The sequence below is a fragment of the Bacillus gaemokensis genome, assembly GCF_001590835.1.
GTDB lineage: Bacteria > Bacillota > Bacilli > Bacillales > Bacillaceae_G > Bacillus_A > Bacillus_A gaemokensis.
On the sequence record NZ_LTAQ01000001.1, the window covers coordinates 872,446 to 896,214 of the forward strand.

30 protein-coding genes are annotated in these 23,769 nt (G+C 35.8%); 9 read left to right on the forward strand and 21 right to left on the reverse strand.

Translation table 11 applies throughout. The features are described from left to right. The first annotated feature begins 20 nt into the window (after positions 1-20). Positions 21-356 (forward strand): YtrH family sporulation protein, encoded by a 336-nt coding sequence (locus AZF08_RS04570; RefSeq protein ID WP_033678318.1) that lies wholly within the window; start codon positions 21-23, stop codon positions 354-356. Further along, positions 353-856 carry a sporulation membrane protein YtrI gene (gene ytrI, locus AZF08_RS04575; protein WP_033678320.1) on the forward strand — a complete coding sequence of 168 codons (504 nt, stop codon included), beginning with the start codon at positions 353-355 and terminating at the stop codon, positions 854-856. Before AZF08_RS04570 ends, ytrI begins: the two co-directional genes overlap by 4 nt. 43 nt (positions 857-899) lie before the next feature. Here ytrI and AZF08_RS04580 read toward each other — a convergent pair whose 3' ends face one another. Then, complete coding sequence (locus tag AZF08_RS04580) at positions 900-1,832, reverse strand: DHH family phosphoesterase (RefSeq protein WP_033678322.1); 933 nt, start codon at positions 1,830-1,832, stop codon at positions 900-902. Positions 1,833-2,205: 373 nt separating this feature from the next. Between AZF08_RS04580 and AZF08_RS04585 the strand changes: the two genes are divergently transcribed. Next, positions 2,206-2,511, forward strand: coding sequence for a YtpI family protein (locus tag AZF08_RS04585; protein WP_033678324.1), 306 nt, complete (start codon positions 2,206-2,208; stop codon positions 2,509-2,511). A gap of 23 nt (positions 2,512-2,534) precedes the next feature. On the opposite strand, the gene AZF08_RS04590 is transcribed toward AZF08_RS04585, so the two are convergent. Together AZF08_RS04590 and AZF08_RS04595 are read right to left on the reverse strand one after the other, a co-directional pair. Next, complete coding sequence (locus AZF08_RS04590; RefSeq protein ID WP_033678327.1) at positions 2,535-2,795, reverse strand: DUF3949 domain-containing protein; 261 nt, start codon at positions 2,793-2,795, stop codon at positions 2,535-2,537. 222 nt (positions 2,796-3,017) lie between these two features. Continuing rightward, entirely contained in the window at positions 3,018-4,331 is a 1,314-nt protein-coding gene (locus AZF08_RS04595; protein ID WP_033678330.1) for a CBS domain-containing protein, read from the reverse strand. 246 nt (positions 4,332-4,577) lie between these two features. Between AZF08_RS04595 and AZF08_RS30690 the strand changes: the two genes are divergently transcribed. After that, positions 4,578-4,736, forward strand: a complete 159-nt coding sequence (locus AZF08_RS30690; RefSeq protein WP_063177238.1) for a hypothetical protein — start codon at positions 4,578-4,580, stop codon at positions 4,734-4,736. A gap of 40 nt (positions 4,737-4,776) precedes the next feature. Here AZF08_RS30690 and AZF08_RS04605 read toward each other — a convergent pair whose 3' ends face one another. Beyond that, a complete protein-coding gene (locus AZF08_RS04605; protein WP_033678334.1) occupies positions 4,777-5,460 on the reverse strand; it encodes a metal-dependent hydrolase in 684 nt (227 codons plus the stop codon). Positions 5,461-5,608: 148 nt separating this feature from the next. Here AZF08_RS04605 and pepQ point away from each other — a divergent pair, with 148 nt between their 5' ends. Further along, a complete protein-coding gene (pepQ, locus tag AZF08_RS04610; RefSeq protein ID WP_033678337.1) occupies positions 5,609-6,706 on the forward strand; it encodes a Xaa-Pro dipeptidase in 1,098 nt (365 codons plus the stop codon). 29 nt (positions 6,707-6,735) lie between these two features. On the opposite strand, the gene AZF08_RS04615 is transcribed toward pepQ, so the two are convergent. Next, the gene (locus tag AZF08_RS04615) at positions 6,736-7,146 is read right to left on the reverse strand and encodes a DUF3221 domain-containing protein (RefSeq protein WP_033678340.1); all 411 of its coding nucleotides are present in this window, start codon (positions 7,144-7,146) and stop codon (positions 6,736-6,738) included. Between the two features lie 149 nt (positions 7,147-7,295). Between AZF08_RS04615 and AZF08_RS04620 the strand changes: the two genes are divergently transcribed. Continuing rightward, positions 7,296-8,129, forward strand: a complete 834-nt coding sequence (locus AZF08_RS04620) for a DUF2785 domain-containing protein (protein WP_033678343.1) — start codon at positions 7,296-7,298, stop codon at positions 8,127-8,129. A gap of 13 nt (positions 8,130-8,142) precedes the next feature. Here the strand turns inward: AZF08_RS04620 and AZF08_RS04625 are convergent, their stop codons facing one another. The 9 genes from AZF08_RS04625 to AZF08_RS04665 form a co-directional block, all read right to left on the reverse strand. Continuing rightward, the gene (locus AZF08_RS04625; protein WP_033678346.1) at positions 8,143-8,349 is read right to left on the reverse strand and encodes a hypothetical protein; all 207 of its coding nucleotides are present in this window, start codon (positions 8,347-8,349) and stop codon (positions 8,143-8,145) included. A gap of 63 nt (positions 8,350-8,412) precedes the next feature. Beyond that, positions 8,413-9,432, reverse strand: coding sequence for an anti sigma factor C-terminal domain-containing protein (locus tag AZF08_RS04630; protein WP_033678348.1), 1,020 nt, complete (start codon positions 9,430-9,432; stop codon positions 8,413-8,415). After that, complete coding sequence (locus tag AZF08_RS04635) at positions 9,413-9,922, reverse strand: RNA polymerase sigma factor (RefSeq protein WP_033678352.1); 510 nt, start codon at positions 9,920-9,922, stop codon at positions 9,413-9,415. The genes AZF08_RS04630 and AZF08_RS04635 overlap by 20 nt, the downstream gene beginning before the upstream one ends. A 131-nt stretch (positions 9,923-10,053) precedes the next feature. After that, positions 10,054-10,401, reverse strand: a complete 348-nt coding sequence (locus AZF08_RS04640; RefSeq protein WP_033678355.1) for a DUF6176 family protein — start codon at positions 10,399-10,401, stop codon at positions 10,054-10,056. Beyond that, entirely contained in the window at positions 10,346-11,197 is an 852-nt protein-coding gene (locus AZF08_RS04645) for a GNAT family N-acetyltransferase (protein ID WP_051725935.1), read from the reverse strand. The genes AZF08_RS04640 and AZF08_RS04645 overlap by 56 nt, the downstream gene beginning before the upstream one ends. Then, positions 11,194-11,526 (reverse strand): cupin domain-containing protein, encoded by a 333-nt coding sequence (locus AZF08_RS04650; protein WP_033678369.1) that lies wholly within the window; start codon positions 11,524-11,526, stop codon positions 11,194-11,196. Before AZF08_RS04650 ends, AZF08_RS04645 begins: the two co-directional genes overlap by 4 nt. A gap of 26 nt (positions 11,527-11,552) precedes the next feature. Continuing rightward, positions 11,553-11,771 carry a hypothetical protein gene (locus AZF08_RS04655; protein ID WP_033678358.1) on the reverse strand — a complete coding sequence of 73 codons (219 nt, stop codon included), beginning with the start codon at positions 11,769-11,771 and terminating at the stop codon, positions 11,553-11,555. 277 nt (positions 11,772-12,048) lie between these two features. After that, positions 12,049-13,182 (reverse strand): alanine dehydrogenase, encoded by a 1,134-nt coding sequence (gene ald, locus AZF08_RS04660; RefSeq protein WP_063177239.1) that lies wholly within the window; start codon positions 13,180-13,182, stop codon positions 12,049-12,051. A 277-nt stretch (positions 13,183-13,459) separates the two neighbouring features. Beyond that, positions 13,460-14,257, reverse strand: a complete 798-nt coding sequence (locus AZF08_RS04665; protein ID WP_033678799.1) for an SDR family oxidoreductase — start codon at positions 14,255-14,257, stop codon at positions 13,460-13,462. A 148-nt stretch (positions 14,258-14,405) separates the two neighbouring features. Between AZF08_RS04665 and AZF08_RS04670 the strand changes: the two genes are divergently transcribed. Continuing rightward, positions 14,406-14,864: a universal stress protein gene (locus tag AZF08_RS04670; protein ID WP_033678801.1), complete on the forward strand. Its 459-nt coding sequence runs from the start codon at positions 14,406-14,408 to the stop codon at positions 14,862-14,864. Between the two features lie 41 nt (positions 14,865-14,905). Here the strand turns inward: AZF08_RS04670 and AZF08_RS04675 are convergent, their stop codons facing one another. After that, positions 14,906-15,610 carry a WVD2 family protein gene (locus AZF08_RS04675; RefSeq protein WP_033678823.1) on the reverse strand — a complete coding sequence of 235 codons (705 nt, stop codon included), beginning with the start codon at positions 15,608-15,610 and terminating at the stop codon, positions 14,906-14,908. A 114-nt stretch (positions 15,611-15,724) separates the two neighbouring features. On the opposite strand from AZF08_RS04675, the gene AZF08_RS04680 reads away from it, so the two are divergent. Further along, the gene (locus AZF08_RS04680; protein ID WP_033678803.1) at positions 15,725-15,904 is read left to right on the forward strand and encodes a hypothetical protein; all 180 of its coding nucleotides are present in this window, start codon (positions 15,725-15,727) and stop codon (positions 15,902-15,904) included. A 75-nt stretch (positions 15,905-15,979) separates the two neighbouring features. Here AZF08_RS04680 and AZF08_RS04685 read toward each other — a convergent pair whose 3' ends face one another. The 3 genes from AZF08_RS04685 to AZF08_RS04695 all read right to left on the reverse strand — a co-directional run bounded on the left by AZF08_RS04685 (position 15,980) and on the right by AZF08_RS04695 (position 20,401). Next, positions 15,980-17,557, reverse strand: a complete 1,578-nt coding sequence (locus tag AZF08_RS04685; protein WP_033678805.1) for a serine hydrolase domain-containing protein — start codon at positions 17,555-17,557, stop codon at positions 15,980-15,982. A 253-nt stretch (positions 17,558-17,810) separates the two neighbouring features. Continuing rightward, entirely contained in the window at positions 17,811-19,199 is a 1,389-nt protein-coding gene (gene argH, locus AZF08_RS04690) for an argininosuccinate lyase (protein ID WP_033678807.1), read from the reverse strand. Next, entirely contained in the window at positions 19,196-20,401 is a 1,206-nt protein-coding gene (locus tag AZF08_RS04695) for an argininosuccinate synthase (RefSeq protein WP_033678809.1), read from the reverse strand. Before AZF08_RS04695 ends, argH begins: the two co-directional genes overlap by 4 nt. 167 nt (positions 20,402-20,568) lie before the next feature. Here AZF08_RS04695 and AZF08_RS04700 point away from each other — a divergent pair, with 167 nt between their 5' ends. Next, complete coding sequence (locus AZF08_RS04700) at positions 20,569-20,886, forward strand: hypothetical protein (protein ID WP_033678810.1); 318 nt, start codon at positions 20,569-20,571, stop codon at positions 20,884-20,886. A 38-nt stretch (positions 20,887-20,924) separates the two neighbouring features. On the opposite strand, the gene AZF08_RS04705 is transcribed toward AZF08_RS04700, so the two are convergent. The 3 genes from AZF08_RS04705 to AZF08_RS04715 all read right to left on the reverse strand — a co-directional run bounded on the left by AZF08_RS04705 (position 20,925) and on the right by AZF08_RS04715 (position 23,629). After that, entirely contained in the window at positions 20,925-22,472 is a 1,548-nt protein-coding gene (locus tag AZF08_RS04705; protein WP_033678812.1) for a polyamine aminopropyltransferase, read from the reverse strand. A gap of 94 nt (positions 22,473-22,566) precedes the next feature. Then, on the reverse strand, positions 22,567-22,980 hold the full coding sequence (locus AZF08_RS04710; RefSeq protein ID WP_033678814.1) for a DUF350 domain-containing protein: 414 nt from the start codon (positions 22,978-22,980) through the stop codon (positions 22,567-22,569). A gap of 13 nt (positions 22,981-22,993) precedes the next feature. Beyond that, the gene (locus AZF08_RS04715) at positions 22,994-23,629 is read right to left on the reverse strand and encodes a DUF4247 domain-containing protein (RefSeq protein WP_033678816.1); all 636 of its coding nucleotides are present in this window, start codon (positions 23,627-23,629) and stop codon (positions 22,994-22,996) included. Between the last annotated feature and the right edge of the window lie 140 nt (positions 23,630-23,769).

Sequence of the window (23,769 nt, forward strand, 5' to 3'; positions counted from 1 at the left end):
AAGAAGAAAGGGGAATGACGATGGATGTAAGTCAAAAATTTTTTTCTCTTCTTATTACAACTTACTTTATTGCCTTCGGTGTCATGCTTGGCGGTTCTATAATTGGCGGACTTGGTGCATTTCTTGTTGGAAAGCCTGCACTTACCGCGATTAATCAATTCTCACAAAACTTAAAAATTTGGGCACTCGTTGCAGCAATTGGTGGGACTTTCGATACCTTTTATAGCTTTGAACGAACCTTTTTTGAAGGAGCTACAAAAGATATTGTGAAACAAATCCTACTTATATTTTTCGCAACAGGTGGCATGCAAACCGGTCTTATTATTATTAAATGGATTACACAGGAGCATGTATGAGGGTTCCAAGCGCCTCCACTGCAAAACGGTGGTATTTATTTTTAGGTGGTGCTGCTGTTGGTGGAATTTTGAGTTGGTTTATTTTTTTGTACATATACGGTGTTTTTCAACAAGAACAAGCAAGTACAATTGGGGAGCAAGAACAAATTATTAAGAAACAAGAAGAGAAACTCCGCGTTCTCCTTGAAGATCACGATAAATTGAACGAAGAAAATAAACAGCTCTTAACAATCCAAGAAATTAAAGTTAAAATTTCAAATCGCGAGAAGGATGATTTAGATAACCTCACTCTCGAAAATATTACAACATCAATTCATAATGATCTCCAGCACCTTTTAACGAAAAATGTACAAAGTATTGCCAAAAATAAAGAACTCCTTAAAAAGGTAATTGAAAATAAAGTATACAAGCACTATGACCGAACCTATCGCTTTAAAGTTGACACAATCTCTTTTGATACCGTGCTTGAAATTAACATCAATATAAAACAAGAAAAGTAGGGACCAAAGGCCCCTACTTTTCTTGCTCTTGATATGAGTATTCTTATTTACAAATCTCACGTAAGTCTGCAAAAAGACGGTCTGCTTCTTCCCAAGAAGATGCTTTCGCACCAGATGCCATTGGGTGGCCTCCGCCGTTATACTGCATCGCAAGTTTATTAATAACCGGTCCTTTTGAACGAAGGCGTACGCGAATTACATCGTCTTCCTCTAAAAATAGAACCCAAGCTTTTAATCCGTCAATATTACCAAGCGCTCCTACAACGCCAGATGCCTCAGAAGGAAGTACATCAAATTCCTCTAATACTTCTTTTGTCAGCTTAATATACGCAGCTCCTTCTTCTACCATCGTAAAGTTTTGTAAAATGTATCCATTTAAACGAGCGATCTTCTCTTTCGTTTTGTACATTTCATTATATAGCGCCGGAAACTCCACGCCCATTTCTACAAGTTCACCCGCATATCGAAGTGTTCTTGCTGATGTGTTCGGGAATAAGAAACGCCCTGTATCTCCAACAATACCGGCTAAAATAAGACGAGCCGCCTCTTTCGGTAATGTTAGACCTTTATCTTTTCCGTAAGAATAAAATTCATAAATTAGTTCACTTGTAGAGCTGGATGTCGTATCTACCCACGTAATATCTCCATATGGATCTTCATTTGGGTGATGATCGATCTTAATAAGCATTTTCCCTTTTGTATAACGCTGATCACAAACTCGCTCTTGGTTGGCTGTATCACACACAATAACAAGTGCCTCTTCATATGTCTCATCATCAATTTCATCCATTACTCGTAAATAAGATAAGGACGGTTCACTATATCCAACCATGTAAATTTTTTTCTCTGGGAACGATTCTTGAAGAATAGTTCCTAATCCACATTGAGAGCCTAATGCATCCGGATCCGGGCGCACGTGACGGTGAATAATAATCGTATCAAACTCTTTAATCGCTGCTAAAATTTGCTCGTGCATATGTAATCTCCTTTTTATCAAATTCTACAAAATGTACTATAAAAGCCTCACTTTATTCTTCATTATAACGTAAAACAATTTATACACGGAAAGAATTGCTTTATAATAATAGTGTGAAAGTTTCGATAATCTTTTTTCTGTTCTCCACTGCCCTCTCATAATTCGTGGAGTTACACTATATAAATCCAGTTTGTTTTTCCAGCATATCAGTCACGGCTATGAAAACAAAAGGTAATCTCCACTCATTTCCTCCCTTTGTTTTCACTTAACATGGGGCTGACCGCTTCTATGCATGGACGGATCCTCTCTTCCGCCTAAAAAGAAGGTTTTTAATTTAGATTTACCTATATACAAAACGATGGAGGATTGTATCATGCCAGTATTAGTCTTTTGTATTATCGTCTCATTTATGTTGTATCTCTTTTATAAAACAAAATATTTTCGTACAAACCGTCCAATGGAGAAAGGTTGGCTTTCGGGAAAATCAGCAATGGCTCTTGGTCTATTCGTTACATTGTTTGGTGCAAATCAATTTTTCTTAGAGCTTTCTACAGCACGTATTATCGTCGGCGTATTATTTATCTTGTTTGGCGGTGCAAGTATTTTTAATGGATTCCGTCAGTATAAACATTTCTTGCCGCTTGCAGTAGAAGAAGCGGAAGCTTACAAAACAATGTGACACATGCAAAAAGCATCAGAGTTTCATTCTGATGCTTTTTCACGCCATTTTATTTTTAAAATCATATATGCAACCAATGCAGACGGTATATTGAAAGGATTTCCTTGCACGTGAAAATGTAATTGCTCTTCTTCAAAAGACATATTTTTATAACGTTCTTGTTGTGAAAGTTTTGTTCGTTGTTTTTGTTCGTATAACCCTTCAATGTAAAGATACTGAATAGGTATCATAATAAGAAAATAAAACAATGCAACACCTACAAAAAAGAGACCCTCTGATGCCATATCGAACACCATCCTTTTTCTTTTTATATAACTATTATCTGGTAATTCAATTATACCATAATTGAATTACCAAATAAAGGGATGTGTTGTCATATTGATTCATCACATTGGTCCGCTTCTCCTACAATTGGTTATCATCATTTGCCCGCGAATAGCAAGGCAAAAAAGAGCTGAATGAATCTCCCTCTAAAAAGGGATTCTTCATTCAGCTCTTTTCCATACTTATCGATCGATCAATTGCACCATCAATAATGCTTTCCCAACAACATTACCTTCATGATGCACTTCTACATCAACCTTACCAAATTTCCGCCCAATTTCTAATACTCTTGGATGCACAGATACGATATTATCAATTTGAACTGGCTTTACAAAATAAATTGTTAAGTTCTCAACAATTAAATCGCTTTTCTTCTGCGCACGAATGACGCGGTTTGTCGCCTCTGTAACAATCGTTGTAAATACACCGTAAGATAATGTCCCAATTGAATTCGTCATTTGCGGCGTCACAGAAAATTGATAATTATGTTCATGTTTCGTTTCTTTTGGATTTACAAATTGATTCGTTACAATATCATCAATCGTTTCACCAACTTGCGGTTGACGCTGAATCATTTGCAGCGCTTGAAGTACATCTTGACGGCTAATGATTCCTTGAAGCTTATTTCCTTCTTCAACAACAGGAATCATTTCAATACCTTCCCACACCATCATACGTGCTGCCGCTGCAACGGACATTTTTCCGGTTACTGTAATGGGATGCTTTGTCATTACCTTTTCAATCGGTGTTTCTTTCGCGACACCAATCATATCTTTTGAAGTTACGATACCGAGTACTTTTTTATTCTCATCAACAATTGGGTAACGCCCATGCATCGTTTCTTCATTATATGCATGCCACTGCTGCACCGTATCATTAGGCTTCAAATATAGTGTTTCTTCAATTGGCGTTAAAATATCTTCAACCAGTACAATTTCTTTCTTAATAAGCTGATCATAAATCGCACGGTTAATAAGCGTTGCGACAGTAAATGTATCATAACTACTCGAAATAATTGGCAACTTTAATTCATCTGCTAATTTTTTCACATAATCTTCTGTGTCGAATCCACCTGTAATTAGTACTGCCGCCCCAGCTTCCAATGCTAGTTGATGCGCATTCGTACGGTTACCGATGATCAATAAGTTCCCCGCTTCTGTATAGCGCATCATCGCTTCTAATTTCATAGCCCCAATCACAAATTTATTTAACGTTTTATGTAATCCTTCTCTTCCCCCAAGCACTTGACCATCGACAATATTGACCACTTCTGCATATGTTAGTTTTTCGATATTCTCTTTCTTCTTTTGCTCAATTCGGATTGTTCCGACACGTTCAATTGTACTAACATACCCTTTATTTTCTGCGTCTTTAATCGCCCGATATGCCGTTCCTTCACTTACACTCAAATCTTTTGCAATTTGGCGCACAGAAATCTTATGCCCTACCGGCAGGCTATTAATATGTTCTAAAATTTGATTATGTTTGGTAGCCAAATGGTTTCACCATACTTTCTTTTCCCTAAAGTCTTCATGTGTTGTATTTTCAGTATACTATATTTCCTAAACTGTTACACCGCTCTTTTACATATCTGTACTATTTTTTTTATAACAAATTGACCTTTACATTCCACCAGTCATATTCTTACAACAGTGTAATGCTATTGTCATCTCATTCAATAGTTTGTCTGCTGGTTCCGATATACAATAAAGACAAGAAATCAAACAAAGGAGCGAATGAAAATGAAAAAAATATTAGAAGTTGTAGGTGCTGTACTTTTAGCTTTCGTCGACGGAAAAAAGGTTGCAAGGGAATTAAATGAAGCACCAGAACAAGCATTACCAAAAGCGAAAGAAACAATAAAACAAGCTCATACGTTCAAGCCTGTATTACACACATAAAAAACCCTTCACTTGTCTTTTCAAATGAAGGGTTTCTTTTCTATAGTGTAATACTTTCCCCAACTTCTAATACCTTACCTGTACTACTTGTTAGTTTTTGTACAAAAAGATGCGGGTCTTGTTTAATAACCGGGAATGTATTATAGTGCATTGGCACAACCGTTTTAGCACCAATCCATTCCGCTGCTAACACAGCGTCCTCTGGTCCCATTGTAAAGTTATCACCAATTGGTAAAAATGCTAAATCAATATTATTAAGAGCACCGATTAACTTCATATCAGAAAATAACGCAGTATCCCCTGCATGATACACCGTTTTATCTTCTGCCGTAATTAAAATGCCAGCTGGCATCCCTGTATATGTAATCGTCTTATTTTCTTCATCAATATAACTAGATCCATGAAATGCTTGTGTAAATTTCACTTTTCCAAAGTCAAACATATGTGAACCACCGATGTGCATCGGATGTGTACTCACACCTTTCCATCCTAAAAATGTTGCCAATTCAAATGGAGCCACAACAACTGCATTATTTTTCTTCGCAAGCGCTACCGTATCACCAACATGATCCCCATGACCGTGCGATAAAATAATTACATCTACCTTTACATCTTCAGCCTTTAAATCTGTTTGCGGATTACCTGTTAAAAACGGATCGATTAAGATGACCTTTCCATTCGTTTCAATCTTTACAACTGAATGCCCATGATAAGATACTTCCATTGTTACATTCCTCCCTTATTCACATTCACACCTTTTATTCTACATGATTTCACAATTTCCTGTCTTTTCTAACATCGATTTGCTTGTCATAACGCTTTCATCCGATGTAAAGTTATACATGTAACTGAAATCTCGGAGGTGCAAATCTATGAATACTAGATTAGAAAACTTAACGCAATGGCTACAAGAACAAAACGTGGAAGCTGCCTTCTTAACTTCTACACCGAACGTCTTCTATATGACAAACTTCCATTGTGAACCACACGAAAGACTTCTCGGTCTATTTGTATTCCAAGAAAAAGAGCCAATTTTAATCTGTCCTAAAATGGAAGAAGGCCAAGCTCGAAACGCTGGCTGGGCACATGAAATCATCGGATTTACTGATACAGACAAACCATGGGATATGATTACAAAAGCACTTAAAGATCGCGGCATTGATGCAAATGCAGTTGCAATTGAAAAAGAACATTTAAATGTAGAGCGCTATGAAGAACTAACAAAATTATTCCCAAAAGCATCTTTCAAATCTGCTGAAGAAAAAGTGCGTGAACTTCGTTTAATTAAAGATGAAAAAGAGCTTTCTATTTTACGCCAAGCAGCTCATATGGCTGACTATGCTGTTGAAATCGGTGTAAATGCGATTGAGGAAAATCGTAGCGAATTAGAAGTGTTAGCAATCATTGAGCACGAATTAAAGAAAAAAGGCATACATAAAATGTCCTTCGACACAATGGTATTAGCAGGAGCGAACTCTGCCTTACCACACGGTATACCAGGCGGAAACAAAATGAAACGCGGTGACTTCGTACTGTTTGACTTAGGTGTAATCATCGATGGTTACTGCTCTGACATTACACGTACAGTCGCATTCGGCGATATTTCAGAAGAACAAACACGCATTTACAACACGGTACTAGCAGGTCAATTACAAGCAGTTGAATCATGTAAACCAGGCGTTACACTTGGTGAAATCGATCGTGCTGCTCGCTCTGTTATCGCAGATGCAGGTTACGGTGAATTCTTCCCGCACCGCCTTGGTCACGGACTTGGAATTAGCGTACACGAATATCCAGATGTAAAAGAAGGTAACGAATCTCTATTAAAAGAAGGTATGGTCTTCACAATTGAACCAGGTATTTACGTACCAAACGTAGGTGGCGTTCGTATTGAAGATGATATTTATATCACAAAAGATGGATCAGAAATTTTAACGAAATTCCCAAAAGAATTACAGTTTGTAAAATAATGAAAAAGGTAGCGCAGTCGCTACCTTTTTTATTTTAAGCTATCATTTTTCTCTACTATCTCAAACTTATTAACAATTATTCTTCCTGGATAACTTTCAAGTATCTGAGAAGACCATACTTTTATTTTATATCCTGATTTTAACTTTCCATATGCACTTTTATCGTTAAAATTTAGAATCATATCTGCTGGAATGTCCATATGTAGGTATTGATCTATATAACTCTGTAACTCTTCTATCGTTTCGAATTTTTTATTCATGATGAAATATACAGTCTTATTTTTCACCATAACGTATCCTTCCATAGCACCTTTTTCTGTTTGTTGATATACATTCGCTGGTTCATTTTCAATTTGCTCATTACGTGTACACGCTGTTAATATCGTGAAAGAAACAATAAGTAAAACATACATACACAACATCAATATAATTCTCTTCATCTCATGCCCCCATTCTAGAAATTGTACTGATTAATCCCATTTTTAATATTTTTGAAATCCTTAATACAAAGTATGTATTACTTGTATATTCTCTGTTTCTATCATAATATTTAAATGCGGAATTTTCTAAATAATAAAGGAGAGATTGCATGCAACAACTTCAAAAACAATTAGAAGAAATAAAAGCTAATCATTACGCTATAGATTCCACTATAAACATTGATGATTTAAGTTCAAAAATGCTTCAACATATCGGCGCACCCGATGGCTACTTACGGGATAAATTAATCTACACGACCTTTTTCCATCTCATTACAAATGCCCATATTACAAACACGCAATTACAACAATTATTGTCAAAAAGTATAAACAAGCAATATTTATTTTACAAAATACATACTGAAGATAACGACGCTGTATTCACTCGCGCGTTTACAACACTATTAATCGCTTTGATTTTAAGTGCTGACATAAAACATAATTTCTTATCACAATCCGAGATACTAGAGATAAAAGACAAATTAGTTTTATATATGAACCAAGAACATGATTTCCGCGGGTATGTTAACGATCGAGGTTGGGCTCATAGTATCGCTCATGTCTCGGATACATTCGATGAACTCGTGAAAAATCCAAAACTGGAGGTTTCATACTATCCAGAAATACTACAAGTCTTGTTAGAGAAAGTAAGTGTACATACAATTTCTTATAAGTACGAAGAGGATGAGCGAATTGTCTATCCCATCGTCGCTATGTTGCAAAATGGTTTAGACGAAAAAGAACTCATTACATCCTTACATTTCTTAGTGGAACAAATGCAAATTCAAAAAGCAGAATTATCTATCATTCCTTATGAAACGTTGTATGGAAATGTAAAATCATTTTTGCGAAGCTTGTTCTTTAGATTAAGATCTTTGTCCATATGTGAAGAAACAGAGAAAGAAATTGAAATTTTATTAAAAGGACTAAGCAAATACTACTAAAAAAGAAGGTCACTCAAAAAGTGCCTTCTTCCATTTCACTAATATTTAATTGAAATTTTACAATCCAAACTGAGAAAAGGTGTACACAAATCGCAATAGCCATACATGTCCCGCTCAAAAAAGTTAAAATCGGGTGCGAGTATAAATGCCCTAAACAATAAGACGCTCCAACGAAAAACATTGTTATGTAGATGTAAATTGCTCCATGTATTTGCTTCATATAAGCCCCCTTTTCCCATATTATAACATAAATTTTCTGATTTTTCTAATTAATGTATGTTGTTCATTGTTTCTCAACCGTTACACCTCTTACAGCTGCTTTTATATAGGGTTCCCCTTGTAACTGTTTTAATTCCTCTGTCTTTCCTGTTACGACTATGCCGTAGATAGGTAGGTCTTTTGATGGTATATTTTGAATTTCTTTATAATATTGATTAAAATAATCGTTTGGTATACCCTCACTATTCTCTGCTAAATACTTCATATTATCCAGAAATCCTTTTGAATTTCTTGTTAAATCATTTTTAATATTTTCTTCCGCTTTTGCATAACTCCCTTCAAAGCCAAATGCATTTATAGCCATTACAGCATTTAATACCGCACCACTCTGAGGATCTTTTAATCCTACATACGTATCGGCCTTTTTTTCATTATATGTATCAGCCCAAAACCAAACAGGTTGTATACCTTTTGGTAACATCTCTACAATTTGCTCAGCCGTATATGCTTTATCAAAAGATAACGCTACTTCCGCAACTTTATTTTGCAGCTCTCCAATGTTTTTTAAATCATTCACATAATTTTCATACGTAACGAAAGGCAAGTAAAACCTCATTTCCCTTTGCATTGTTTGAACATTATAATCTGGTAATTTAATAGTCTCTCTTTCTTTATTTACCTCTTCCTCATCTAACCTAACAAGATCACCATTATAGTGCATCATTCTATAATTCCATACACCTGATTCATACATCTCATTTGCCCATTTTACTGGTTGTCCCGCTATATTTTTATAAGAGTTATATATGATGGTTCGACCTATCATACTATTATTTAAATAAACACTACCACTAAAACGTATATTAGGCCCTTGGACAGTATGCAACGCAGCCACCTGTCTTTCCATTCTTTCAAAAGTTTGTTGTGAAAAATATGTTGTCCCTAAAAACATGCCTACTATAACTACAACAGATGCACAAATAGAAATAAGCCAGTTTCGCAAAAGCTGTTTCCGCTTCGCCCTCTTCATCAAAGCCTTCATCTGCTTCTCATCCATATCAAGCTCAAAGTCCTTCCGACTCATCATTCTTCCTCCTATACAATTTCTTAAATTGATTCCGTGCACGGTACAAACTTGTTTTCACTGTTTCTTCTTTCATACTTAATAAAACGGCTATTTCTTTGTAAGAGAGTTCGTATTCATATTTCAGCAATAACATATGCCGATAGTCTTCTGTCATCGTCTCTAATATTTCCTGTACTTCTCCTTGAAGCTCACTTGTTAAAAGAACTTCGTCTAATGATTTTTGACCAATCAAGACAACTGATTCAATTGCAACTGGATTTAATCGTTTTTCTTTTCGGTATAAATCGCGGTGCTGATTAATCGCTACGCGGAATAACCACGGTGTCAATCGTTCTAACGGTATTTCTTCCATGAGCAGAAGAGCTTTATACAGCGTATCTTGTACAATATCTTCTGCTTCTTTTCTTTCTGCGCCAATCTTAATTAAGTATCCATAAACAGCTTTTGACTTTTCTATCAATAATGATTCAAACGTATCATGGCTCATTCTGCACTCCCTTCTACATACTCAACGTTTGAGAGCTTAAAATGTATACAACTTTCCCCAACAATTTTTCGCACACAAAAAAGCACATCCATTTTGATGCGCTCCGTTCGTTACATGCAAAGAATACTATTCTAGTATTTCATGGCCTCTTTGACAACATCTTGAATCATGATAACTTCTGTTTTCATATCAATGACAGGCGATTCCTCATCCATGCATTCATACCAAAACTCTACATGTTTCTTATCAACTTCATGCTGAGAATTTTCGACGTTTGTCCCGCCTTCTCCTTGGACAGAATACCAATATAGATACTCTTCTCCATCTTTTATTTCCCGGAAAATTGTCTCTACATACATTTTCTCGTCGTTTAATGTCAACAATACTTCTTTCATATGATTATTTAAAAACTGCATCCATTCATCAACGCGGTGACTCTTCCCTGGCTTCACTTTGAATCTTGTTAATTCGACGTTCATCTTTTCCCTCCACCTTCTTACGAACATACAAAGTGTATTCCACCGGCTGGTCAAAGCCTAATTTACTAGCAAGCCTCTGTGAAGGCATGTTATCCATATTACAATCCCAACACGGCGTAACGCCATTTTGTATACAATGTTCGATGAAATACGTTGCGACTAATCTAGCAAGCCCTCTTCCTTGATAATCTGAATCTGTTGCAATATCAATTTCAGCAAAAACATTACTCCTAAAAATTGAAACACATTCAATAACTACCTTTTGATCGTGGATAATATAAAATCCAAAACCATTATTTAAAAAAACTTCTTTTGAACCCCAATATTCTTTATAATACCGCTCCGTAAATTCAGTACTTTTTTCTACTATGTTTTTATCAATTCGCATAACCTTGTATGTAGAATCGTCTAATCCTCTCTTTCTATCTTCAAAAATATTTCTCTGAAATAGAAATTTTTTTCTTGGAATTTTCTTCAACGAATCCTTGAAATGATTTTCAATAACCATTTCCCACTCTTTACTAGAAGTAAATAATGTGAATCGGTTTCCCTTTGTTAAAACGTCATTTTGAATATACGAAAACAAAGTATGTTGAAAATCCTGATCATGAGTATCTCCAAACAAATAGTAAATGCCATTAGCTGTTACGATCAATCCTGCTGTTACTCTCTCATTTACAAAAATCTCACCATTTATTATTTGATCACATACTGCATAGGCAAAAGTGGATGTTTGTTTATTTACTTCTAAAATCGGAAAAATTGTATGATATTCTGCTAATGCTAACTTCCTCATACATTCTTCACAATAACCGTATCTGCCTCTAAGTCTTCAAAACAAAGATTCACTGTTCGCTTCAAGGCCCTTGTTCGATGAATTGTACCCGCTGGAATCAAGATTGAATCATTCGGTTTTAATACCGCGGTTTCCCTGTCTTGAAAATCAATAAGCAATTCTCCATCTAATACGATAAATAATTCATCCGAATTAGAATGAAAGTGCCAATCATATTCCCCTGTAAAAACTGCAATCCGTAAACCATGGTTATTCACATTTGATACAACAAAATTTTTGTGCTGTTCTGTAATATCTTTTGTTAGTTCTAATAAATTTATCTTCTTCATCTCTTTCCCCATCCCTGAGCTATTTATTATTTCGTCCAAAACCACCCGATTGCAATAACAGTCATACAGACCCAAAAGCCCATATCCCCAACATCAAATGGCTTTTTCTGTTTTTTCTTCCTTAACTTTTTTACTTCTTCTTTCAACTCTTGTACACTTTGCTCTAAACTGACGATAGTATCCTTCATCTCATTCATTTCAATTTTGTCTTCTCTTTTTTCTTCTGGTTCTTTTGTTAAATTCATTGTTGTGCGCCCTTTCTATGATGTTCTATTCTAATGCTCTCGTTTTTTCAAAATCTATTTTCATTAGCGTCCCTCTTATTTATTCTGAATAATAAAATATTTTAAAATGAATTACTTTCATTTTTATTCCCTACCACAAGAAGAATAAATGATAGAAAATCAACAATATAATTCATGACAATCCTCTAGCGTTATTACATTATATAACATAAATACCAATATTTTAACAACAAAAAAAGACCCTCCTTATATAAGGAAGGTCTCAAATTTATTTCTATTATGATAAAGCAGGAGCTTTTTCTAGAAGCTCTTTCGCGTCAGCATATTGTAAGCCGTGTGCTTCTGCAACTGCTTCGAACGTTACATAACCATCTAATGTGTTAATACCTTTTAATAATGCAGTGTTGCTTAGGCAAGCTTGTTTGTAGCCTTTGTTTGCAATTTGTACTGCATATGGTACTGTCACGTTTGTTAATGCAAGAGTTGATGTACGTGGAACCGCACCAGGCATGTTTGCAACTGCATAATGAACAACGCCGTGTTTTTCATAAGTTGGGTTATCATGAGTTGTAATGCGGTCAGTTGTTTCGAAAATACCACCTTGATCAATTGCGATATCTACTACAACAGAACCTGGTTCCATTGATTTAATCATTTCTTCAGTTACAAGTTTTGGCGCTTTTGCACCTGGAATTAATACGGCACCAATAACAAGATCAGATTCTTTTACAGCTTCTGCAATGTTATATGGATTAGACATTAAAGTTTTTACTTGGTTACCGAAAATGTCATCTAATTGGCGAAGACGTTCTGCACTTAAGTCGATAATTGTTACGTCAGCACCTAAACCTACTGCGATTTTCGCTGCGTTTGTACCAGCTTGACCACCGCCGACAATTGTTACTTTACCGCGTTTTACCCCTGGAACGCCTGCAAGTAAAATACCTTTGCCACCTTTATTTTTTTCAAGGAATTGCGCACCAATTTGTGCAGACATACGACCAGCTACTTCACTCATAGGTGCAAGTAATGGTAAAGAACGATTGTCTAATTGTACTGTTTCATAAGCAATTGATACTACTTTGTTATCAATTAAAGCTTTTGTTAATTCTGGTTCTGGAGCTAAGTGTAAGTATGTGAATAAAATTAAACCTTCGCGGAAATAACCGTATTCGCTTTCTACTGGCTCTTTTACCTTCATAACCATCTCTTGATTCCATGCTTCTTCAGCAGTTTCAACAAGTTGTGCTCCAGCTTGTACGTATTCTTCATCTGTAAAGCCAGATCCTAAACCTGCACCCTTTTGAACAAAAACTTCATGACCATTGTGTACTAAATGTACAGCACCCGCTGGTGTCATTGCCACGCGGTTTTCATTGTTTTTAATTTCTGTTGGAATACCGATACGCATTATTAGTTCCCCCTTGAGTTATGAAATGACCCCTGAATCATTTTTTAAAGCGCTTTCTACGCTCTTATATTTTAACATAATATCTCAATATTTGACAAAAAATAATACAAGTTTTCCGATAGAATTTCCCCCTCATTAATGGACAGTAATATCCCCATCTCAAGATAAAAAAAGACAAGAAACTAGGTAAGGGATACACTGTCCGTAAATGCCCGATTGGTGAAGGCTAACCATCAGCGGGGGATGAAGCTCCCCACTGATGGAAGTTTCACTTTATCTATTTTTGTCGATATCTATGAATAACATCAACTGCCCCTGTTACTTCAATAATTGTACCGGTAATCATATCGGAATCTTCTTCGCATAGAAATGCAATCGTGCGAGCGATATCTTCACCTGTTCCAGATCTACCAATTGGCGTCTTATCATCTTTCATCGTACGTGATTGCTGAATCGTCGCCTCTTTCATTTCACCAATAATATCCCCTGGACAAACCATATTCGCTGTAATGCCATATTCCGCTTCTTCATAAGCAACTGTTTTCGTTAACGAAACAAGTCCTACCTTTGCAGCAGCGAATGCAGAGCGATATATCCAGCCAGGTGCACTATCAGCTCCTTGGAATCCATAGTTAATAATGCGGCCAAAATGCTGCTCTCTCATAATTGGAACGACAAGTTTTAACAAACGAAACACTGCAGTTAAGTTACCTTGTATCATTTCATCCCATTCATCTTCTTCATAATCAACTAGCTTTTTTCGTTCAAATACATAAGGACCTGCATTATTAATCAAAAAGTCAATCTTGCCAAAACGACTGATTGCTTCTTCTACTATTTTATGTAAATCTTCTTTTTTCGTGACATCAGCTTGTACGAACTGCAAACGTTCTTCCATATGTTTATATGTTTCTTTCATTGCTTCTACAGCCTTGATATCACTATGATATGTTACTGTTACTGAATATCCTTTAGCTAATAACTTCTCTGTTACTTGCTTTCCTAAACCTTTCGTACCGGCCGTAATGAGCGCGTGTCTCACAAAAATAGCCTCCTTTTTATTTCTATACTCCATATGTAACAAGTTCTTTCATCAATTACAACTAAAAAGAATTGAAACAGATTTTTCGAAATTCTGTAACGTTTCTGGCAAGCACGTTACCATAATTTGTTTTATACTTAAGTTGTAAAAGGTTATAAAAACGAATTGGGAGGAATCTACTATGAATAATACATATACAAATATTTTAATTGCAGTGGACGGTTCCAAAGAAGCAGAAAAAGCCTTTAAAAAAGCAATTCAAGTTGCGAAGCGTAACGATGCCACATTAACAATCGCTCATATCGTTGATGTAAAAGCATACTCCGCAGTAGAAGCATATAGCCGTGCGATTGCTGAGCGTGCAAATCTATTTGCAGAAGACTTATTAGAAGACTACAAAAAGACTGCAACTGAAGCTGGTCTTGAAAAAATAGAAACTGTATTAGAATTTGGTAACCCAAAATCTAAAATCTCAAAAGAAATTGCTCCAACGCATAAAATAGATTTAATCATGTGTGGTGCAACTGGTTTAAATGCTGTAGAACGCTTCTTAATTGGTAGCGTCTCTGAACATATTATTCGCTATGCGAAATGCGATGTCCTTGTTGTTCGTGGTGATGAGGAGCAAGGTGAGCTTTAAAAATAGCAAAAACACCAAGCCTTATACGGACTTGGTGTTTTTCATTTCACATATTTCCCTATAAAAACAAGACAAGCTACGATGATAATTACAATAGCATATAGATAAGACGGAAGGAACTTTAAAGACCAAAGCCCCATCATTAGTGTAGCTACTACCAAATATGTATCTTTCGCATCCTTCATCATTTTCTTTCGAAGTAGTAGCACATATATGTAGCCGATTGGCGGAGTTATAAAACAAAGAATATATACCAATTTAGATTTTAAATACCACTTTTGTTTTCCAAGCTGTTTTATCTCTTCTTCTACTCTCTTATTCTCTTGTTCTCTTGCCTCTCGTTCAACAGGATCTTCCTCTTCTCCTCGTTTTTCTTTCATATAAGGAATGAAGTGAAAGAAAAAATAACAAGTAAATACAATCGCACTAAATTTAATATCTAATCTTTCTAGCGGAATATGCTCACTTACAAAAGCTGCGATAACAGCTAATGAAAAACAATATGTTGTCATCCAAAACGATCTCTTTCTCTTTTTTCGCTCTATTTCTTTTTTATCTTCAGTCTCCTGCTTTTTCTGTTTTTGTGAAAGCCATAACGAGATACAGCAATCTACTACAAATAAACCAAAAATAAAAAGAGCAATATGTATCGTTTTTACATACGCAAGCGAAAAAGTTTCTGGAAAAGCAACATGCAGTACAATCAGCGTATACAAAATTAACCCTACAAAATAAATACGTCTCATCATTCATCCCTTTCTTATCTCCTAAGTATCACATTAACATACATTATTTAGAAGCCGAAGGGTAGAATATATCTGTTCGATTACATTCACAAGACAAGAAATGAGGGATACTACATGGGAGATCATGAGCGTATTATTTTAGATGTAAATGAACAAGAAATCGATATGCTTGATACAATCTGCTCGCATTTCAAAGAAAAACATGGTGTTGAGCTGAGTCACGGTGCTCTTCTGCGCGACTTAATGGATATTGAGTATATTCGTATTACAGAGGATAGACATAAATACGACTGAAAAACTCTATGAGAACTAAATAAGCAAGACTGATGATAATAATCATCAGTCTTGCAGTTTCAACCATTTTTCTTTTTACCTTTGCTTCTCCCCTACATATTCCAAATGCCAGGCATCTTGAATAGATAAGACTGGAGATTCACCTGCATCTTTTGTAAATCGAAGAAGTCCGTATTCTCCTGCGTAGAATATAGAAGCAGTGATAGGAAAACAAGGGAAGTGCTGATCTTCATCTATAAATACCGGGTTCCCTTCTTTTGTTAAGAAATCAAACTCGAATACACCTCCAGAATATGTTCCTTCATAACCCTTCCATTCTACTTCTTGAACATGTTCTCTTTGTAAATTTGTACACTTACAAGGACTTCCATTAATAATGACATATTTTACTCCTGAATCCATCACTTGAAACCCAACCGATATAGTCTCCCCATTATGCCGCGCTATATAGAAATCCGTTCGAACAGGTTCTAATCTCAGCTTTTCTCCATTCCACTCCATCATAAGAGAAGCCTCTTCATTTGTTACACTGACAAATCCTCTTTTTGCACCTAAATAATTCCCCTCATAATTTCTCCAGTAATCCGGATCGACGTGAACAGGAGTGATTTTAGGTTCGACAGCTGGTCCTATGAATTGGTTCATTAGCATCTCTATGATTTCCCATCCGTAATCTTGCGTTGCCATCGTCAAGAAACCAAGCTTCTTTTCTGGGAATAGCACCAAAAAACATGTATACGTGCTAATCGCCCCGCTATGCCAAAGCATTTCACAGCCACGTTCTTTCTCTGTAATTAGACCTAAACAGCTACCGAACTCAGTTAAAGTGTAATTGTCAATTTGCTTCTTATGCATTTCTTCTATTATTTCTGCCCTTAAAAAGGTCTTGCCATCTAAAACCCCTTTATTTAAATGCATCATAGCAAAGCGAGATAAATCTGTTATGGTGGACATTCCAAAAAAGGAAGGATAATTCGTTACATTTTCTGCGAATTTATGTTGCACCTTCCAATCGCCTTTTTCTGTTTTTTCATGAGCTAAAGCAAGAGAGTAGGTCATTGCTTCAAGTGGATCATACATCGTTCTGTTCATTCCAAGTGGATTAAATACATATTCCTTCATTAGCTCTGCGAACGACTTTTTGCATACAGATTGCGCTACATATCCTGCAAGATTATAAGCATGATTGCCGTATGAATATAGCGCGCCAGGTGGATTCATTAACTCCAAATTAGGAACAATCTCCTCTATATAAGATATCCACCCTGTCTGATCACGAGGTCCTTCGATATCCCCTCCATCTGGCAAACCAGCTGTATGGCTTAGCAACATACGAAGTGTAATGGTGCGAGCATGCTCTTTATTCTGTAAAGTAAACCCTTCTATATACGTACAAATTGGAACATCTAAATCCAAAATCCCCTCTTCTACAAGCTTCATTATTAAAGTCGCTGTGAAGCTTTTGCTAACCGATCCAATACGAAACAACGTGTCGGTCACAATAGCCTGCTTTGACTCTTCCCAGTTCATGAGACCGAATGCCTTTTCATACAAAAGTTCTGTTTCATTTATGATTGATAGTGTAAACCCCGGCACTATTTTATTCTTTATATGTTCTTCTATCTGCAATTCAATATCTTTTATGGATAACATAGCTTTTACCCCTCTATTCTGTTTGAATTTCATTTGAAGTAAGCTATTTAATGAGTCGGCATAATGAACGCTCCTTACATTCCTAAATTTTCCATCCGTTCGAATTTCAACATAGACTTACTGAACCCCTTTCTTCTCTTTCACATACTTATTATTTTTTCTATTCTTTTCTAGTAGGCATATAATAAAAAAAGAGAATACGATGCTTTCCTATGGAACGCCGTATCCTCTCATCATTATACGTATAAATGGCTTAACTCTTTACAGTTTCTCCTACTAACACCTTCGCTTTTTCCAACGCTTCTTCTATTTGAACAAATCCTGTTCCCCCTGCACTATTACGGCGTTTCACCGCTGCATAAGGAGAAAGAACTTCATATAAATCTTCTTCAAATAATGGACTCATTTCTTGATATGTTTCTAGTGGTACATCTAATAAATAGATTCCCTTTTGCGTGCAGTGAAGAACAAGTTTCCCAACGATTTCATGAGCGCGGCGGAACGGGAGTCCTTTGCTTGCTAAGTAATCGGCAATTTCTGTTGCATTGGAGAAGTCTTGTTTTACGGCTTTCCCCATTTTTTCTTTATTCACAGTCATTGTTTCTAGCATGCCAGCCATAATGTGCAGGCAACCTTCTACTGTTTTAACTGTATCAAACATTCCTTCTTTGTCCTCTTGTAAATCTTTGTTATAAGCAAGCGGTAATCCTTTCATTACGGTTAATAAACTAAATAGATTACCGTACACTCTTCCTGTTTTACCACGAATAAGCTCAGCCATATCAGGATTCTTCTTTTGCGGCATAATGCTGCTTCCTGTTGCATACTTGTCGCTCATTTCAATAAATTGAAACTCCTGACTGCTCCATAAAATGAGTTCTTCACAAAAACGTGATAAATGCATCATTAACATTGATGAATTGCTAAGAAACTCTAATATAAAATCACGGTCACTCACCGCATCTAAACTATTTTCATAAATCCCCTTAAAGCCAAGAAGCTCTGCGCTATATTCTCGGTCAATTGGAAATGTTGTCCCTGCAAGCGCACCTGCACCAAGCGGTGAAATATTAATGCGTTTCAGTGAATCTTCATAACGATTTACATCGCGCTCCAACATCCAAAAATATGCAAGCACATGGTGAGCGAAGGAAATCGGCTGGGCACGCTGTAGGTGTGTATATCCTGGCATAATTGTTTTAACATGTTCCTCGGCTTGATGAATGAGAACCTTCTGCACTTGTTTTGCAGCCTTTATGATGTCTTGTACTTTTTCTTTTAAATATAAATGCATATCGGTTGCAACTTGATCATTACGACTTCGGCCCGTATGAAGCTTACCTCCAACTTCACCAACTTGTTCAATTAGCATCTTTTCAATATTCAAGTGGATATCCTCAGCTTGTGTAGAAAACGTAAGCTTATTTGCTTTTGCTTCTTCTAGTAGATACTGTAAGCCTTCTTTAATTTTCTCGGCTTCCTCTTTTGTTACAATTCCTTGCTTCGCGAGCATTGTGATATGCGCAATACTACCTTCAATATCTTGATTCACTAATTGCTGGTCAAAGGAGATGGAAGCTCCAAACTCCTCGACCCACTCTTCTGCTTCTGCTGTAAAGCGACCTCCCCAAAGTTTACTCACGCTTCCACCTTCTTCTGATTCACTTGACTATATACTTTTGTTGGAAGACCAAATAATGAAATGAAGCCAACTGCTGCATCATGGTTAAATTCATCATCCACTGTATAAGTTGCCAATTTCTCATCGTATAGAGAGTATTCTGATTTACGCCCTTCTACAATTGCATGACCTTTAAATAATTTCACACGTACTGTACCTGTTACTGATTTTTGTGTTTCTTGCAAGAAAGCGGCAAGCGCTTGTTTTAAAGGTGAGAACCATAAACCGTTATAAATTAATTCCGTTAATTTTTGTTCAATCATTGGTTTAAAATGAGCTACTTCTTTCACAAGTGTTAAATCTTCAAGCTCTTTATGCGCTGTAAGTAATGTCATTGCAGCTGGGCACTCGTATACTTCACGAGATTTAATACCAACAAGGCGGTTTTCTACATGGTCAATACGTCCAACCCCATGTTTTCCAGCAAGAGAGTTTAGTGTTTTAATCAGTTCAGAAAGTGAATAAGCCGTACCATTTAATGTTGTCGGTACACCCGCTTCAAATCCAATTTCCACAAACTCTGGTTTATTCGGTGTATCTTCTAGTGCTAATGTCATTTCATATGCATCTTCTGGCGGTACTGCCCATGGGTCTTCTAAAACACCACATTCATTGCTGCGCCCCCATAAGTTTTGATCAATTGAGAATGGGCTATCTAAATTAATTGGAATCGGTACATCATTTTCTTTTGCATAAGCAATTTCTTCTTCACGTGACCATTTCCATTCACGTACTGGCGCGATTACTTCTAAATATGGATTTAATGCTTGAATGGACACTTCAAAACGAACTTGGTCATTCCCTTTTCCTGTACATCCATGTGCAACCGCACTTGCCCCTTCTTGCTCCGCGATTTCTACTAGTTTTTTCGCAATTAACGGACGTGATAACGCAGAAACAAGTGGATATTTCCCTTCATATAACGTATGACCTTGCAGAGCCATCAATGCATATTCATTCGCAAATTCTTCTTGAACATCAATCATATATGACTTAACAGCACCGACTGAAATTGCCTTTTCTTTTACAAACGCTAAATCTTTACCTTCCCCTAAGTCTAAACAAAGTGCAATAACATCGTAATTCTTCTCTTGTAACCATTTAATTGCAACGGAAGTATCAAGACCTCCGGAATATGCTAACACAACTTTTTTCTTCTCCATTTTGCATCCCCCTAAAGAATAAATATTCACTATTTCTTATAATAATCCAAACTTTATCACCTTTCACAAAATGAATCAAGGGATATTAGTAAAAATTTTTCAAACAATTTCGTCGAACTTCTTTCTTTTTTTCGGTACAATGGAAGCAGGAAAATGGAGGGGTGTCTATGGAACAGTATTTTATATACGATAAACATCTAGGAATAGAAGTGCCTGAGTTACAAAAAGAATGGGAAGACATCCCTGAAAAAGTGCAGCACGCTATTTTATTAAAGTGGGAACAAACTCGAGGGAAAATACCTGATCGTATAAAAGAACTGGAATATCATATTAATCAAAAACAACATCGTTTAAATAACGAAGAAAACTTCGAAATTTCCTGTAGACTCAATTCTGAAATTGCAGACCTTGCCTCCATCATTAACGACTTATGGCTTTGGTATCGCCTAACTCAAAATGTGTCTGAGGGAAAAGCACACCAATAATAAATCAAATAAAAAAGCATCTACAAATAGATGCTTTTTTAATAGTAATTCCATCCCTTTTCATATAAATCTAATAAATTCGGTTCATTCAAACGGTTAACCGGTAATTCAACTTTTTTCCCATCTTTCATAATCATTTCATCTTCATCTTTCCCAAACTGAAATAGCGATGGAATCATTTCTTCTGATAAATATTCTGTATCTACAGTAAGCTTACTCTTAGTTATTTTAAATGCTCCTCTAGAAGCAATTGTAAATCCCCAATTTCCAAACGAAGGAATATCTAAATGATAGTTTCTCACATGTAGCCCTGTAGATTTTACTGTCTTGCTAATGGTCCAAAAGGCCTCCCTTGCAAATACTGGCGACGTAGATTGTATAGAAACAAATCCTTCCTCAGATAAATGATTTCTAACAAGACTGTAAAATTCCCATGTGTAAAGTTTATTCAATGCCTCATTATTTGGATCAGGTAAATCAATAATGATGACATCATAAAAATGATTCGTTTGTTTTAAAAAATTGAATGCATCATCATTAATAATATTCATTTTGCTAGAACGAAATGAGTTTGTGTTTAATCGAAGTAAATGCGGATTTTCTTTCGCTAGCTTAATCATTTCGGGATCTAAATCAACTAAGGTAATTCTTTTTACCTCTTCGTATTTTAAAATCTCTCTCGTCGCTAAACCATCTCCACCACCTAATACTAAAACATTTTGTTTTTTAGGAGCGAGAGACATCGGAATATGTACCAAAGCTTCATGGTATCTATGTTCATCTGCCTCAGAAAACTGCAATTGTCCATTTTGATACAATCGTACATCTCCAGGACCTTTCGTCATAATAATTTTTTGATATTTCGTTTCCTTCTTTAGTACAACTGGATCTCGATATAACTTATTTTCTAATGTATAAGCATATCTTTCTCCAAACAGAAAACCGAGTAGAATTACAATAGTTAAAATAATACCGGTAACTCGTAAGTAAATATGGCTCATTTCTCTTTTAAAGACAAAGCTTAACCATACCGCAACAAGAATATTAATAAACGCAATGAAAAAGGCTGTCTTAATAAGACCTAACATCGGTCTCAATAATAAGGCGAACGTCACTGTTCCAATTAAACTTCCTGCATAATCAAAGAATAGTACTTTTGCAGTAGATTCCTTTAAATCAGCATTAATTTCTTCAGATTTTCGAATTAACAACGGTAATTCTAATCCAGTTAAATAACCTGTCATAACAATAATAGAATATAAGATAATTTTAGCTGTCCCGTCACCAAAGTGAGCTTGCATAAAGAACACCATAAAAATAGAGAAACCACCAATAATAGCGATAAGGTATTCCGTTACAATAAAGGTCGATAATAAATGGCGATGAAATTTTTCACTATGCATTGCCCCAATACCCATTCCACTTAAAAAAATCCCTATCGTCAAACAATAAAAGAGTGTAGAATCTCCAAATAAATATCCACCCGCCGCACCATATAAAACCTGGTATACAATACCACAAATTGATACAATGCCCGAAGAAGTGAAGATCCTTCTTTTTTGAATGGATTTTTCTCTTTCTGTCATATCTAAACTCCTTTTATTAACACTTTTCATTCGGTCAAAATAAAATCTATTTCATTGTTTCATAGAAAAAAAGAACCTGCACTAGCAAGTTCTTCTACGAAATAGCTCCCGATGTAATCAAAGCTATCGCTAAGGAAATACTCGCCGCAATAATTCCTATCGCAACATTTCCATTTTCAATTTCTTTATCCACACGAAAACGCGGAGTGAGAAACTCAAAAATAAAATAACCAATTAACATAAGTACAAAGCCAATAATGCCCCAAACTGCTGCACCAAGAAGAGAATCATTCGTAGCAATAGCGGACTTCATAATTAACGTAATTCCTATAATTTTCCCAAAAAATTGGATGGCCACTGCTTTATTTCCTTTTAGTAGCTGCTCACGATCGTTATACGGTGTAATCATCTCAAAAATAAACATACAGACAATTGTCACACCTGATAAAACGACAAAATAAAGAAGTGTATGCAATACTTCTTGTACATCTAAAATTTCATTAAACATGAACCATATCCCCCTATTTCCCCGCTCCTGGGCCACCACCACGAACTGTATTTCCACTTCTTATCGAGCCACTCTCTGATGATTTTCTTTCAACATTCACTGAAAATCTTCCACCGCTAGATCCTGAAGAACCCGAGCTTTCTTCCTCTTCCTTTTGGAAGTTTGCAGAGTCATTTTTAAAAGCACTTATATACCCTCTATAACCACTTCGTTTTTTCTTATTATCAAAATCTGCTTTATTCCAACCATAAAGTGTAGCAGCGACTCCTAATACCCCCATTGTTTCAAGTAAAGAAAAGTCATAACTACTTTCCGCAAAATCTTCATTTGCTACTTCTACAACTGTATGATTTGGATTATCTGAATCCTGAGTAATTTGAATAAATTCTTCATTAGAGCCTTCGGGATACAGAATAAACATTTCCATATTACTATCTTTCGAGACATACTTTGGTTTTTCATTAGAAATAATTTCTTGTGCCACTTCTTTTACAGTTTTATTTTCCACTGTGTAAACCTGAGCACTATCCCCTAAATCATTTTCCATTGTTTCGATATACTCATAATTAGAGGAAACAAATCCATCTGTGTTACTACAAGCCGTTAAAATTAATAGTAATGATGAAATAATCAAAAAGAGTTTTTTCATTGCGAACGATATTACCCCCTGTATTAAATTACAGTTTCAATTATAATTGGGGTATATAGGAAAAACTACTAAAATATTATATCTTCACAAAAAAACATTCCTATTATGAAAAATGCATTTTATTTTTCATAACAAGCTTT

What these genes read in the sequence shown, in the direction of transcription:
- AZF08_RS04685 (WP_033678805.1), bottom strand. Translation starts at nt 17,557, where the DNA reads ATGTTATCCATAAAAGATATTGAATTGCAGATAGAAGAACATATAAAG.
- AZF08_RS04625 (WP_033678346.1), bottom strand. Translation starts at nt 8,349, where the DNA reads ATGAAGCAAATACATGGAGCAATTTACATCTACATAACAATGTTTTTC.
- AZF08_RS04680 (WP_033678803.1), top strand. Translation starts at nt 15,725, where the DNA reads ATGGGAGATCATGAGCGTATTATTTTAGATGTAAATGAACAAGAAATC.
- ytrI (WP_033678320.1), top strand. Translation starts at nt 353, where the DNA reads ATGAGGGTTCCAAGCGCCTCCACTGCAAAACGGTGGTATTTATTTTTA.
- AZF08_RS04620 (WP_033678343.1), top strand. Translation starts at nt 7,296, where the DNA reads ATGCAACAACTTCAAAAACAATTAGAAGAAATAAAAGCTAATCATTAC.
- AZF08_RS04630 (WP_033678348.1), bottom strand. Translation starts at nt 9,432, where the DNA reads ATGAGTCGGAAGGACTTTGAGCTTGATATGGATGAGAAGCAGATGAAG.
- AZF08_RS30690 (WP_063177238.1), top strand. Translation starts at nt 4,578, where the DNA reads ATGAAAAAAATATTAGAAGTTGTAGGTGCTGTACTTTTAGCTTTCGTC.
- AZF08_RS04640 (WP_033678355.1), bottom strand. Translation starts at nt 10,401, where the DNA reads ATGAACGTCGAATTAACAAGATTCAAAGTGAAGCCAGGGAAGAGTCAC.
- AZF08_RS04580 (WP_033678322.1), bottom strand. Translation starts at nt 1,832, where the DNA reads ATGCACGAGCAAATTTTAGCAGCGATTAAAGAGTTTGATACGATTATT.
- AZF08_RS04645 (WP_051725935.1), bottom strand. Translation starts at nt 11,197, where the DNA reads ATGAGGAAGTTAGCATTAGCAGAATATCATACAATTTTTCCGATTTTA.
- AZF08_RS04665 (WP_033678799.1), bottom strand. Translation starts at nt 14,257, where the DNA reads ATGGAGTATAGAAATAAAAAGGAGGCTATTTTTGTGAGACACGCGCTC.
- AZF08_RS04715 (WP_033678816.1), bottom strand. Translation starts at nt 23,629, where the DNA reads ATGAAAAAACTCTTTTTGATTATTTCATCATTACTATTAATTTTAACG.
- AZF08_RS04605 (WP_033678334.1), bottom strand. Translation starts at nt 5,460, where the DNA reads ATGGAAGTATCTTATCATGGGCATTCAGTTGTAAAGATTGAAACGAAT.
- AZF08_RS04585 (WP_033678324.1), top strand. Translation starts at nt 2,206, where the DNA reads ATGCCAGTATTAGTCTTTTGTATTATCGTCTCATTTATGTTGTATCTC.
- pepQ (WP_033678337.1), top strand. Translation starts at nt 5,609, where the DNA reads ATGAATACTAGATTAGAAAACTTAACGCAATGGCTACAAGAACAAAAC.
- AZF08_RS04650 (WP_033678369.1), bottom strand. Translation starts at nt 11,526, where the DNA reads ATGAAGAAGATAAATTTATTAGAACTAACAAAAGATATTACAGAACAG.
- AZF08_RS04695 (WP_033678809.1), bottom strand. Translation starts at nt 20,401, where the DNA reads ATGGAGAAGAAAAAAGTTGTGTTAGCATATTCCGGAGGTCTTGATACT.
- AZF08_RS04700 (WP_033678810.1), top strand. Translation starts at nt 20,569, where the DNA reads ATGGAACAGTATTTTATATACGATAAACATCTAGGAATAGAAGTGCCT.
- AZF08_RS04635 (WP_033678352.1), bottom strand. Translation starts at nt 9,922, where the DNA reads ATGAGCCATGATACGTTTGAATCATTATTGATAGAAAAGTCAAAAGCT.
- AZF08_RS04655 (WP_033678358.1), bottom strand. Translation starts at nt 11,771, where the DNA reads ATGAATTTAACAAAAGAACCAGAAGAAAAAAGAGAAGACAAAATTGAA.
- AZF08_RS04705 (WP_033678812.1), bottom strand. Translation starts at nt 22,472, where the DNA reads ATGACAGAAAGAGAAAAATCCATTCAAAAAAGAAGGATCTTCACTTCT.
- AZF08_RS04710 (WP_033678814.1), bottom strand. Translation starts at nt 22,980, where the DNA reads ATGTTTAATGAAATTTTAGATGTACAAGAAGTATTGCATACACTTCTT.
- AZF08_RS04670 (WP_033678801.1), top strand. Translation starts at nt 14,406, where the DNA reads ATGAATAATACATATACAAATATTTTAATTGCAGTGGACGGTTCCAAA.
- AZF08_RS04570 (WP_033678318.1), top strand. Translation starts at nt 21, where the DNA reads ATGGATGTAAGTCAAAAATTTTTTTCTCTTCTTATTACAACTTACTTT.
- AZF08_RS04675 (WP_033678823.1), bottom strand. Translation starts at nt 15,610, where the DNA reads ATGAGACGTATTTATTTTGTAGGGTTAATTTTGTATACGCTGATTGTA.
- ald (WP_063177239.1), bottom strand. Translation starts at nt 13,182, where the DNA reads ATGCGTATCGGTATTCCAACAGAAATTAAAAACAATGAAAACCGCGTG.
- AZF08_RS04615 (WP_033678340.1), bottom strand. Translation starts at nt 7,146, where the DNA reads ATGAAGAGAATTATATTGATGTTGTGTATGTATGTTTTACTTATTGTT.
- AZF08_RS04590 (WP_033678327.1), bottom strand. Translation starts at nt 2,795, where the DNA reads ATGGCATCAGAGGGTCTCTTTTTTGTAGGTGTTGCATTGTTTTATTTT.